This is a genomic window from Flavobacterium sp. ACN6, from assembly GCF_002304005.1.
Lineage (GTDB): Bacteria > Bacteroidota > Bacteroidia > Flavobacteriales > Flavobacteriaceae > Flavobacterium.
The window spans coordinates 45,940-58,409 of the sequence record NZ_MRCQ01000014.1 but is presented as its reverse complement, the minus strand read 5'-3'; the positions used below and the strand labels follow the sequence as shown (position 1 = coordinate 58,409).

Annotated in this window: 10 protein-coding genes; 5 read left to right on the top strand and 5 right to left on the bottom strand. The window is 39.1% G+C overall.

Going from position 1 to position 12,470, the window contains the following annotated elements; translation table 11 throughout:
* The first annotated feature begins 370 nt into the window (after positions 1–370).
* Positions 371–1,336: a zinc-dependent alcohol dehydrogenase family protein gene (locus BSF42_RS18460; RefSeq protein ID WP_095954581.1), complete on the top strand. Its 966-nt coding sequence runs from the start codon at positions 371–373 to the stop codon at positions 1,334–1,336.
* 426 nt (positions 1,337–1,762) lie between these two features.
* Here the strand turns inward: BSF42_RS18460 and BSF42_RS18455 are convergent, their stop codons facing one another.
* Positions 1,763–2,563, bottom strand: a complete 801-nt coding sequence (locus BSF42_RS18455) for an SDR family oxidoreductase (protein WP_095954580.1) — start codon at positions 2,561–2,563, stop codon at positions 1,763–1,765.
* Between the two features lie 118 nt (positions 2,564–2,681).
* Between BSF42_RS18455 and BSF42_RS18450 the strand changes: the two genes are divergently transcribed.
* The 4 genes from BSF42_RS18450 to BSF42_RS18435 all read left to right on the top strand — a co-directional run bounded on the left by BSF42_RS18450 (position 2,682) and on the right by BSF42_RS18435 (position 6,009).
* Complete coding sequence (locus BSF42_RS18450) at positions 2,682–3,266, top strand: TetR/AcrR family transcriptional regulator (protein WP_095954579.1); 585 nt, start codon at positions 2,682–2,684, stop codon at positions 3,264–3,266.
* A gap of 190 nt (positions 3,267–3,456) precedes the next feature.
* Complete coding sequence (locus BSF42_RS18445; protein WP_095954578.1) at positions 3,457–4,149, top strand: hypothetical protein; 693 nt, start codon at positions 3,457–3,459, stop codon at positions 4,147–4,149.
* Positions 4,150–4,385: 236 nt separating this feature from the next.
* A complete protein-coding gene (locus tag BSF42_RS18440) occupies positions 4,386–5,195 on the top strand; it encodes a phospholipase A (RefSeq protein WP_095954577.1) in 810 nt (269 codons plus the stop codon).
* 151 nt (positions 5,196–5,346) lie between these two features.
* Positions 5,347–6,009, top strand: a complete 663-nt coding sequence (locus tag BSF42_RS18435; RefSeq protein ID WP_172426721.1) for a DUF429 domain-containing protein — start codon at positions 5,347–5,349, stop codon at positions 6,007–6,009.
* A gap of 54 nt (positions 6,010–6,063) precedes the next feature.
* Here the strand turns inward: BSF42_RS18435 and BSF42_RS18430 are convergent, their stop codons facing one another.
* The 4 genes from BSF42_RS18430 to BSF42_RS18415 all read right to left on the bottom strand — a co-directional run bounded on the left by BSF42_RS18430 (position 6,064) and on the right by BSF42_RS18415 (position 12,359).
* The gene (locus tag BSF42_RS18430) at positions 6,064–6,606 is read right to left on the bottom strand and encodes a DUF2652 domain-containing protein (RefSeq protein WP_095954575.1); all 543 of its coding nucleotides are present in this window, start codon (positions 6,604–6,606) and stop codon (positions 6,064–6,066) included.
* 62 nt (positions 6,607–6,668) lie between these two features.
* Complete coding sequence (locus tag BSF42_RS18425) at positions 6,669–8,093, bottom strand: TolC family protein (protein WP_095954574.1); 1,425 nt, start codon at positions 8,091–8,093, stop codon at positions 6,669–6,671.
* Between the two features lie 15 nt (positions 8,094–8,108).
* Positions 8,109–11,246 carry an efflux RND transporter permease subunit gene (locus tag BSF42_RS18420; protein WP_095954573.1) on the bottom strand — a complete coding sequence of 1,046 codons (3,138 nt, stop codon included), beginning with the start codon at positions 11,244–11,246 and terminating at the stop codon, positions 8,109–8,111.
* Between the two features lie 27 nt (positions 11,247–11,273).
* Positions 11,274–12,359: an efflux RND transporter periplasmic adaptor subunit gene (locus BSF42_RS18415; protein WP_095954572.1), complete on the bottom strand. Its 1,086-nt coding sequence runs from the start codon at positions 12,357–12,359 to the stop codon at positions 11,274–11,276.
* Between the last annotated feature and the right edge of the window lie 111 nt (positions 12,360–12,470).

Genomic DNA, 12,470 nt, shown 5'->3' with positions numbered 1-12,470 from the left:
ACATCTTTTTCGAATTTTTTTAATAGATAGTTAGATAATGGCTTTATGTAAAAAGGAAATTTTCTAAAGTATATAAGCAGTAGTCAATGAAACATTTTCGAATTCCTACAATGGTTATGAGAACCGTAGTGATATTTGGTGAGGAGGTTTGTGCATAAATATCAGATTCATTCTTAAAAAAAAGATTGAAATGTCAATATCGAGGTTCAGTAATTATTTAGACATTGCCAGCGCCCAATATGCCGCTGGCAGTAGATACCGTTAGATGTATTGTACAGATCAAAAGATTGCTTTAGGAGGCAGTACATCCAATAAAATTTATAAAAATTAAAACAACAAATAGGTATTTCCCTAAATAACTAATTATCATATGAAAGCAGCAATTTTAAATGAGTTCGGTCCTGTTGAGAATTTCGAAATTGTAGAAGTACCAACCCCAAAGCCCGGATTCAGGGAAGTTTTAGTCAAAGTTCATGCAACTTCTATCAATCCTTTGGATTTTCAGGTACGCCGCGGGGATTATAAAAATGAATTGCAGCTGCCTGTAATAACAGGCCATGATGTATCGGGTGAGATAGTAGAGGTCGGCCCAGGAGTACAAAATTTCAAAATCGGTGATGAAGTTTATTATACCCCTGAGATTTTTAAGGGGCAGGGAAGTTACGCGCAGTATCACGCTGCCCACGAGTCTATCATTGGCCTTAAGCCAAAGAACATCAGCCATCTCGAGGCGGCAACGCTTCCCCTGGCTGCAGGGACGGCGTGGGAGATGCTCGTGACAAGGGCACAGCTGAAGATCAACCAGTCGATATTAATCCACGGCGGAGCCGGAGGTGTTGGTATACCAACAATTCAAATTGCAAAAGCGATTGGGGCAACTGTATATACTACAGCGCGAAAGGTACACCATCAGTTTCTTACTGAGCTGGGCGCTGATTATGTGATTGACTACCAGAGTGAAGATTACATCGCAGCTATTCAGCGATTGACAAACAATAAGGGGGTTGATGTCGTAATTGACAGCATAGGTGGCAATACGCTCTCGGACAGTGGCAAGATTCTAAGCCAGCTCGGACAGGTAATCACCCTGGTAGATATTGAAAAACCCCAAAATCTAATTGAAGCGTGGGGAAAAAATGCCACATATCATTTTGTCTTTACCCGCCAGAATAGGAATAAGATGGATGAAATTACCAAGCTGGTTCAAAGCAATAAGCTCAAGCCAATTCTCAATAGGGTTTTCCCGTTGTCAGAGATAGGAAAAGCCCACAGCTTATTGGAAACAAAAGCTGGAGATCCAAACTTTTATGGCAAAATTGGTATAGAGATTCAATAAATCTCATGGAGGTATTTTTGATTCGGAGCATTCCGATAGTGCTGATTTGCAATCCGCCCCAGTAATGAGCTTGGATCATTTTTATGATCCAGCCCGCTATTCAGAAGGCGTCTCCGAATTAACTCCTACTATAGAAATGATTCAAAAAGCTTGGACAGCCTTATAACCCGTAAGCGTTGGGATATCTATGGTCTTACGCTTTTTACATTACAAATGGAGCCTCGTACTGTTTAAAATTACATCTATGCCTGGCAAGAAGTGTATGCATAGAAAAGATCAAATCTTAATTTTTTCATTATGCCATACTAACGGATTCAATCAGTATAATAAAAAATCCTCAATCAAATGAAAGGATTGAGGATTTACAATTGAATTTGCAGCCTGTGTACAGCCTGGTGTGCTGTTTTGTTTCAGCAGAGAAAAGATTTAGTTTTGGGTATATCTATCGGCAGGCTGTCCCGTTTGTGAACCTTGCAGTAGTTTTATACGCGCGTCTTCATAAGCATCAATAAGATTCTGGTCGTTTACAGACGGATATGTAACTGACTCGCCTTTATCAAGTCCGGCAAGAATGGCATCAACACAATCTTCCGTTTTCATAATCGTTGACTGTTCCAATGCAGATAGCGGAACCCCGCCAACTTCCCATATTTCGGTTGCAGTAGTTGCAGGGTTTACGAGCTGGACATGGATATTGGTTCCTTTTACTTCTTCCTGCAGGCCTTTGGTATATTGAATTACAAAACCTTTCGTACCGCTGTAGACAGCACTTATAGGTAAGGAATAAAACCCAAGTACTGAGGCTATATTAATTAAAGTACCTTCATTTTTCTCTAAAAACTGCGGTAGAACAGCATTCGATAACAGCATTAAAGCAGTTACGTTTACATTGACCATCTCTTTTTGTTTTATCACGCTGGTCTTAGTAACTGAGGTAAGTGTAGAAGTGCCTGCATTGTTAATAAGCAGTGTGATGCTCTTGTCATTTCTTAAGTCTTCAGCCACCTTTTCTAAATCTGTATCTGAACCTAAATCAGCAGCTAAGACCGTTACATTAATTCCATATTGGCTTTTGAGTTTTCCTGCCAGCGCGTCCAGTCTGTCCTTACGGCGTGCTACCAATTTTAAATCATAACCGCGTTGTGCCAATCTGTCGGCAAATACTTCACCCAAACCTGAAGATGCACCGGTTACTACCGCAGTGCCCATTTTATTTTTTTGTGTCATTTTGAAAATTTTAATTTGGAATGTTTTTCACATTCCTGTTTGTGAATGGTAAACTGATCTGTTTACATATTGCAAATGTAAACCGTTTAGTTTACATTTGCAATAAAATTTTGTATTCATGGAAAAAAAAATAAATCAAGTGTCAAACTCCCAAAAAAGGGATGAAATGATTCAAAGTGCTTATGACATTTTTTACAAAAACGGTTTCCATGCCACGGGAGTAGATGCCATTGTGGAGCGTACTGGAATATCCAAACGAACACTTTACAAACACTTCACCTCCAAAGAGGGGCTCATTATTGCTGCTGTAAATTATTACCACCAGATCATGTTTAAGGCCATAACCGATTATATAGAAAAATCTTCATTCGACAATCCGGTTGATAAGGCCTTGATGCTTTTTGATTTTTTGGGAGAATTAGTAAATGCCGGCAATGTTGACGGCTGCTTTGCAATGAATGCAAAAACAGAATATGCCCATAAGGCAGTTGAAATAGAAGCAGCCTGCGATGTCCATACTAATGCACTGATCAGGCTTATTGAAAAGTATCTGTCAGAGGCAGAAATTAAAGAAAGTGAGTCGCTGGCTGTTCAGATTCTTATGTTATTTGAAGGCGCGATTCTGCGAAGCAAAGCCGATGAAAGTTCGGTACCCATCAAATTAGCCAAGTCTGCCGCTGCAGTACTCTGCAGTCAGTCTTAATGCAGTTTTACAAGATCCTAAAAATTTTGAGATAATGCATTAATTGTGAATTTTCATTATGGTGTTATTCTTTATTGTTTAAAAGCGACTTTAGGACATTTTTAAGCGACATATTGTTTTCGGTTCTATAAGGCAAAAAGCTACATTTGCACTTAATAGCTGCTAGGTTAAAATTTAAAGCAATCATTCCATGAAACTTAATACGACAAAAAAGACAAAGGTTCCCTTCTTTCCTAAATTTTTGAATCAAAAGCTTCGCTTTAATTCTATATTTTTTATCAGCGGTCTGCTGTTTAACATCACCTGGGGCATCTCTTTATTTATAACGCATGCTGTAGAGTTTTACATCATCGGAATAGCTGCTCTTTTATTGATTATAAATGGCGCAGGCGAAATCTTTTTCTCCCTTTCCAATAAAGCAAAATTAGAAGGCTGGGGATTGTTCATACAATCTGGAATGTTTACCATACTTACAGGAGCATTGATTTTCTTTGATCTGGTAAATATTATTAATGTAAATGAGGTTTTTTTATCTTACTTTTTTATAGCGGGGCTCTTTAATCTTACTCTGGCAGGCTCACTAGCGCAGTATGGAATGATAGACTGGACACGTTTTACTAATTTGAACCGGGCTGTCGTTTTATTATCTATAACAGCATTATTTATAGTGCTTAGTGATTGGGGAGATACAGATATACTTCTTGGTATTACGTCGATCTTCTTTGGCTGCGGCCGAATGATTTTAACGCTTAATTTTTCAGAACTCAATACTTTTCCTGATAAGGTAAGCAGAGATATCTACAGAAAAATTGACGGGGTTACAATAGAATATTTTGAAGCATTGGAAAAGAACTGGGATGCGGACAGAAATCTATTTCTGTAAGGACACTTTTTTGTGTTTTGATCTCGCTGCATTTTAAATCTTTCTCAAAACGTTCAAAGGAGAGGTAAGTAGAACTGGAAAATAATTTGGATAAAAATTCTACTGGATATTAATTATACAGCAGTTTAGGTGTAACTGCACAGGAAAGCGACTAATGAACAAATACAGGCGATAATAAGACGTATCTGCAGGGATTTTGATGGAATATCTTTGCGCTAAATCGTATACACTTTCGCATGAAATTTAAATTTTCGTTCTTGTTGACTCTTCTATTCTTTTCGGCATATGCCCAATTCCCTTTAGAGCGGGATTCTATTGATAAAATTATAACCAGGCTTCCGGCATTTTCTATTTATAAGGACAACTATTTTGTCACGGGTGTGCATTTGGGAGAGCAGCCGACAAGAAATACCCTGGATGCTAAATTTCAGTTTAGTTTTAAACAGCGTTTAGATGATAAACCCTCAATTCTAGGGGCATATCCTTATTTGACCTATACACAGAAATCCTTCTGGAAAGTGTATAAAGCTTCGAGTCCCTTTGAGGAAAGCAATTATAATCCCGGTTTGATGCTCTTAAAGCCTGTGTATCGCGATAAAAAGTTTTTTGGAGTGGTGACAATGGGAATTGAGCATGAATCCAACGGACGCGACAGTATTTATTCCCGCAGTTTTAATGCGGTTTCTGCAGGGTTTACCCGCATATTTTCGCCGCAGTTGTTTCTCACGGTAAAGGCATGGATTCCATTTCTTATTGATAATAATCCTTCACTTCCAAAATATATTGGTTATGGCGAAGCACAGCTGCAATGGATAATTTTAAGGGACAGGTTATTTTTTGATGTTACCGTAAGGAAAGGGGCTGATTGGGATTTTAAAGGAAGTTTAAACAGCGCCATAAGCTATCGTCTGACAAAGAATGCCAATCAGCTGATCACCCTTCAGTATTGGCAGGGTTACAGTGAGAGCCTTATTGATTTTAAAAAGGAGAGGGGCATGCTCCGAGTGGGCTTTGTGCTGAAGCCGACATTCTACCGTTTTTATTAAAAAGCATTTTCTTAAGAGAAAAAAAACATTCAAAATAGTTGATAAAGCTGTATATTACCATTGTAAGAGTTAGAGAATATATACCATGGGAAAGGATAATGAGGAGAAAAAGATACAGATTGGAATCAATACGGCTCAATCAGATATTGCTGTGATTGGTGGGATAGCCCAATTTAAAATTCCTTTTAATTATAAAATAATAGGTTTAGACTTAACAGGTTCTGAAAAAAAAGCGAGCGGGTGGGCTTTTTTACAAGATGGTCATGTGAGTACCAAACGGATCAAAACCGATGCAGCAATTATTGCCGAAATTATCCATTTGAATCCGTCGCTGGTTTCAATAGACTGCCCGCTGTCCCTGCCCAAAGGAAGAATTAGGGTGGGAGATGATGACCCGGGCAGGTATCAGTTTGGAATTACCAGGGAATGCGAGAGACTGCTGCTCAAAAGGGGAATAAGGTCCTATCCGCCTTTGATCAAAAGTATGCAGCAATTAACGCAGCGCGGCATTACACTTGCCCAGAGCATCAGAAATCTCGGATTTACAGTAATTGAGAGTTATCCTGGAGGGGCTCAGGACATCTTAGGCCTGCCCCGAAAACAAAAAGATCTCCAAGCTTTAATTGCTGGACTTAAGACATTTGGTATTCAGGGTTCTTATGACGGCCCTGGGATAGTGCACGACGAGATTGATGCCATCACCTGCTGTCTGGTTGGACTTTGCTATCTTTCGGGTCATTTTGAGGCTTTAGGAAATCAGGACGAAGGCTATTTGATTGTGCCTGATTTAAAACGACAGCAGTATAAAAGTTAAAAAAAATCCCGATATCTGTCAATTGGCAGACGTCGGGAAAAGTAAAAAAAATAATTAAATATATAAAATAGCTCCAATTTCGGGGAAAACTTTGCTGTTTGCTGTAATTTCAGACATTGGTGTTTGGGAAGATTTTAAAAAGGAGTTACTCAGTAAAATACAGCAGGGATGCTCCGCATACTTATTCTTTAAAAGTTTGTGTGCCTCCACGATTGTCGATCCGTACAATTTGCTGTAATTTTTTAGCTGATATTTGGTAAACGCTCCGTAATGCACCATTAATTTTAGAGAAAATTCAATTTTAATGTTGAGAGATGCGCTCAGGATTGAAATTTTACTTTCGAATGCCTTAAGCATATCAAGCAGACTCTCCATTGTTTTTTTATATGAAGGCCTTTTATCATATTTGAAAAAAAGGATGGGGTGGTTTTCAATTTCAGAAATACAGAAACTGCTGTTGCTGGACTGAATCAATTCCGTTAAAAGTTCCCTTACTATATACTGGCCGGTGTACATCTTTGTCTTGTAAACAAATTCGGTAAAACCGCTGCAATCCGGCAGTACTATTATGGCTTCTCTTGAAGTGGTATTTTTCATGGCACAGGCCTTTGTAATTAAAACTCTGCTGCCTGTTTTTGACAGCAGAGTCAGGATTCAGTTTACTGCCATCCTCCTCCCAGAGAACGGTACAATGTAGTTACGGCATTAAGTCTCTGTGACTTAATTGAAGCCAGTTCCAATTCTGACTGCAGTTTACTAGTCTGGGCCGTAATGACATCCAGATAAGTGGCCTCGTTATATTTGTAAAGCGTCAGGGAATTGGTTACAACACTTTTGGTTCGCTCTACCAGCCCTTCGGCTATCTTTTGCTGCGCTTCTAACTTTTCTATTTGCACCATAGCATCTGAAACCTCTGCAACGGCTGTCAGCACAGATGATTTAAAATTAAGCTCAGCTTGTTCCGAGCTAATTTTTGTCTGTTCAAATCTTGTTTTAAGCCTTTTTCCATTCAAGATTGGCTGGACAATAGATCCTGCTGCCAAACCAAAAAGCGATCCAGGCAGTTCAAACCAGTTACTGGCTTTAAAAGAATTTAAGCCGCCCTGTGCTGTTATGTTCAAAGCGGGATACATGCTCATTTTGGCAATATGTATGCTGGCAACGCTTTTTCGAACGTCCAGTTCCCTGCTTTTAACATCAGGTCTTAATGAAAGTATTTCAGAAGGATATCCGGCAGATAATCCTTCAGGTACAATAACATCGTCAAGTCTTGCTTGTCTTTCAATTCTGGAAGGCATAGTACCGGTTAAGATGCTTAAGGCATTTTCTTGAATATTGATTGAGCCTTCTATAACAGAAATGCTTTTTAAAATCTGGGCTTTGGTAATTTCCTGCTGCTCTACAGCCAGAGAAGTAATTAACCCAAGTTCCTGCTGTTTTTTTACAATGGTAAGAGTGCTGTCGGCAAAAGATAAATTGTTCTGTGTAACCTCTAGCTGTTTGTCCAGCATCAAAAGATTGTAATATCCTTTGACTACTTCAGAAACTAATCGTGTTTTTACGGCTTTTGCAGCCTCCTGTGTCTTAAGGTAATCGGTCAGTGCCTCCTGCTTAGCTCCTTTTATTTTGCCCCATATATCTGCTTCCCAGGAAATATTTATAGAAGAATTGTAATCTTCGATATACTTCTGTCCCAAGAACTGTCCTAAGGAAAGTCCGTTTAAACTATTATCAGACGGGCGTGAGATACTGGCCTGTCCAATCGTTGCACTTACCGTTGGTACATTAGCCCACTTTGACTGGGAATATCCCAGTGAGGCAAATTCGATCTGCTTAAGGGCCGTCTGCAGGTCGTAGTTTTTTTCTACTGCCTTGTCAATTAATGTGACAAGGACTGGATCTTTAAAAAACGCTTTATAACTAATACGCGCAATGCTGCTTGTACTGTCTTTTTGTACTAAAGAATCTTCATTTCTGAAAGACTCGGGAAGTTCGATTTCAGGGGGGGTGTATTGCTGAACGGAGCATGATACAATGAATCCTGAGAGTGTTGTGATGTATATTATTTTTTTAAATGAATTCATTTTTTTTATTTTGAATTAGTATTCCCAATCTGCATCTGTTATTTCTTTACCGCTCACTTTCTCCTGCAGGTACTGAAATACCACAAAGAGAACTGGAACGATAAAAACTCCTAATATGGTTCCCACCAGCATTCCGAAAATAGCAGCATATCCTATGGAATGATTACCCATTGCAGAAGGTCCTACAACAAATACTAAAGGTAATAAACCTGTAATAAAAGCCAGTGAAGTCATTAAAATAGGGCGGAGCCTTGCTTTAGCTCCTTCCACTGCCGATGCTATAAGACTTTTCCCTGCCTGGCGTCTTTGAATGGCAAATTCAACAATCAAAATACCATTTTTGGCCAGCAGGCCTATAAGCATTACCATGGCAATCTGTACATAAATGTTATTGGAGATGTCCGCCATTGAAATTCCAATGAATACACCGCTTAATCCAACAGGAATGGCAGTTAGTACTGCTAAAGGCAAAATATAACTTTCGTACTGAGCTGCTAACAAAAAGAATACAAAAATAAAACACAATGCAAAAATGACTGTAGATTGTGAACTGGAAGAATTTTCTTCACGGCTCATTCCTTTATAATCGTAGGTGTATCCAGCTGGAAGAATCTGCTCGCTTACTTCTTTGACTGCTGCCATTGCTTGTCCGGTACTGTAGCCAGGTTTTGGCATAATTGTCAGGTTAGAAGCATTAAATAAATTAAAACGATCCACGACTTCAGCCCCAGCGGTGTTTTTTAAACGAACTAAGGTATTTAGAGGAACCATTTCGCCAGCAGTATTTTTTACAAAAATGCTGTTAAGGGATTCTTTGTCTTTTCTGTTTTGTGGATCAGCTTGAACTAAAACACGGTAATATTTTCCAAATCGGGTAAAATCAGAAGATTGAACACTACCGTAATAGCCCTGCATGGCACTTAACACATCGGCAGTGGTAACTCCTAATTGGGCTGCTTTTGCTTCATCAACTAAAACTTCAAATTGCGGATATTCCACATTAAATGTAGTAAAAGCAACCGCAATTTCAGGACGCTGCATTAGTGCTCCGATCAAAGAGTAGGAAACAGTCCCTAACTTTTTCAGTTCACCATTGGTACGGTCCTGCAATACTAATTCGATACCGCTGGTATTTCCAAATCCGTCTACGGTAGGCACATTAAGTACAAGAAAACCAGCTCTTTTGTCGGCAGCTAATTCCCCTTGAATCTGTCCCATCACATCGCCTAACTTTTGAACAGCTCCTCTTTGTTGACTTTTCTTTAATTTCACAAACAAAGTACCTGAAGAAGAAGAAAGCGAACCGCTGAAAAGATTCAAACCATCAACGGTAATAACTTTGTCTACGGCAGGATTTGCAATAAGTTTGTCTTGTACATCACCTAAAACTTGTCCGGTTCTATTTTGTGATGCTCCTGCAGAAAGGTTGGCAGTAACAATGATAAAGTTTTGATCCTCATCAGGAATAAAAGCTTTTGGAGTGGTCATGGACATCCATGCAAATAGAGCACCAAAAACGGCAATAAGTAAAAAGGCTACCCATTTTCTTTTTAATAGAAATAAAATGGATTTGGCATATTTAGAGGTCATTTTATCAAATGAAGCATTAAAGCCCGCAAAAAAACGCTCTTTAAATCCTGTTTTTTCGTGACTAGGATCATGCGGTTTAAGTAATATTGCACAAAGTGCAGGACTAAGAGTCAATGCGTTTACAGCAGAAATGACAATTGCGATGGCTAATGTTATGGCAAACTGTTTGTAAAATAATCCTGTTGATCCTTCCATGAAAGCAACCGGTACAAATACAGCAGACATGATCAGTGTAATGGAGATAATCGCTCCCGAAATTTCACTCATCGCAGACATGGTAGCGGCTTTTGCATTAAGCCCTCTTTTCTCCATTTTGGCATGAACGGCTTCCACAACCACAATGGCATCATCTACCACAATACCAATGGCAAGCACCAATGCAAATAAGGTTAAGGTATTGATTGAAAATCCAAAAAGCTGCATAAAGAAAAACGTACCCACGATAGATACCGGAACCGCAATGGCTGGAATAAGCGTAGATCTAAAATCTTGTAAAAAGATAAATACCACAATAAATACCAAGATAAAGGCCTCAATGAGCGTATGAATTACCTGATCTACCGATGTATCCAAGGATTCCTTTGTTGCATAAGGAATGTCATACTTCATACCTGAGGGAAATGATTTTTCGAGTTCTTTCATTCGTGCCTCTATGGCAATCTGCACCTCATTGGCATTAGATCCTGACATTTGGAAAATGGCCATAACAACTCCTGCGTCCTTATTATATTTAGCAGAAACTGCATAATTATAGGCCCCAAATTCTACTTTGGCAACATCCTTCAATCGCAGGATGGAACCGTCATTTTTAGCTCTTATAACGATGTTTTCATATTGAGGTGGTTCTGTAAACTTACCTTTGTAACGCATTATATACTCCATTGATTCTCCAGTTCTTTCCCCGAATCTGCCTGGAGCTGCTTCTAGATTTTGAGACTGTATGGCACGTGAAACATCGGAAGGAGAAAGATTATAGGCGTTTAATTTAGCAGGATCGAGCCATACACGAATAGAATAGTCTTTATTTCCATAAGCCATGGCATCCCCAACACCTTTAATCCTTTTAATTTCAGGAATGATATTAATTTTAGCATAATTCTCTAGAAATAAATCATCAATTTTACCGCCATCACTGCTTAAAGTGATCATGGCCATCATACTATTCTGTTTTTTTAGGGTTGTAACGCCAGCTTGCACCACTTCAGCAGGAAGCTGATTGGTCACCTGCGACACCCTGTTTTGAACGTTGATAGCGGCCTGGTCAGGATCAGTTCCTAATTTAAAAATAACCGTTATGGTTAATGTACCATCATTACTGGACACGGAATTGATATAATCCATATTTTCCACCCCGTTAATGGCGTTCTCCAAAGGAGGCGCAACCGAACGGCCAATAGTTTCAGCATTCGCACCAGGATAAACAGCCACAACAGTTACCGTAGGGGGTGCAATATCTGGAAATTTGGTTATAGGAAGCCCAAGCATTCCTACCACACCCAGTATTACCAGTAATAATGAAATTACGGTTGCCAGGACTGGTCTTTTTATAATTGTTTTTAACATGTTTTCGTTTTTGAGAATAGGTAATTCTTATTTTTTAGCCGTTTTTTGTGCTGTAACTGGAGTTCCTGTCTGCAGTCTGTCAAATCCGGATACGATGTAAGTATCGCCAGCTTTTAAACCTTCAGAGACAATGTAGTCTGTACCTGATTTACCAGATATTTTTACTTCAACCTGCGCGGCCTTCCCTTGTTTGTCTACAGTGTATGCGAAGATTTTATCTTGAACGCCCATAGTGGAAGCGATAGGCAGTAAAACAGCATCTTTGGTTTCTTGTTTCATAAGGATCTTACCGGTACTGCCGCTTCTTAAGACCGTTTTTGGATTATCAAATTTTGCACGTAACGTAATTGATCCCGTATTTCCGTCAAATTGTCCATTTACGGCATCAATTTTACCCGCAATTTCATATTCTTCTCCATTGGAAAGTTGAAAATTAACCTTTGGACTGCTTTTAAGAATGTTTTTATCAGGATATTGGCTCTGAAAGGTTTGAAAATCATTTTCACTCATGCTGAAGTAGGCATTTACCTGGTGAATATCTGATAAAATAGTTATAGGAGCAGGGTTAGACGGAGCAATTAGACTTCCCAGACGGTAGCCGACTCTGCCAATATAACCGCTGACGGGAGCTTTTATGGTGCAGAAGTTAAGATTAATTCTCGCAGAACCTGCCTGTGCTTCAGCCGCCTGGTAAACAGCCTGTGCCTGCTCTACCTGAAGATTTGAAACAATTTTACTTTTAGCAAGTTCTTTTTTTCTGTTCAGTTCGATTTTAGCGGAAGCCAGATTGGCCAGGGCAGTATTGTATTGTTCTTTGTAAATACTGCTCTCAATAATAAACAGGGTCTGTCCCGCCTTGACATAGGCACCGTCATCAACTAGTATTTTTTGAAGATATCCTGAGATCTGCGGGCGGATTTCCACATCAGCCACACCTTCGATACTAGTACTGTATTGTTTTGAAATTGTTGCTTGTCCGCTGGCGACAGTTGCCAATGGAAGGGCTGCTGCTCCTTGCTGAGTACCTTGATTTTGATTTTCTTTACCGCATCCCTGTAAGAAAACAAGGATAGAAAAAAATACTGAAAACTTGAAAATAGAATATCGATTCATTGATTTTTTTAATTAGAAATTTAATAATCGGGTGCAAATTTCGATTAAAAAAAAGCTTAAAAAAAAAGCAGAAGTCGCCTATATTAGTCCAAAAGTCGCCTAAATTTCAGC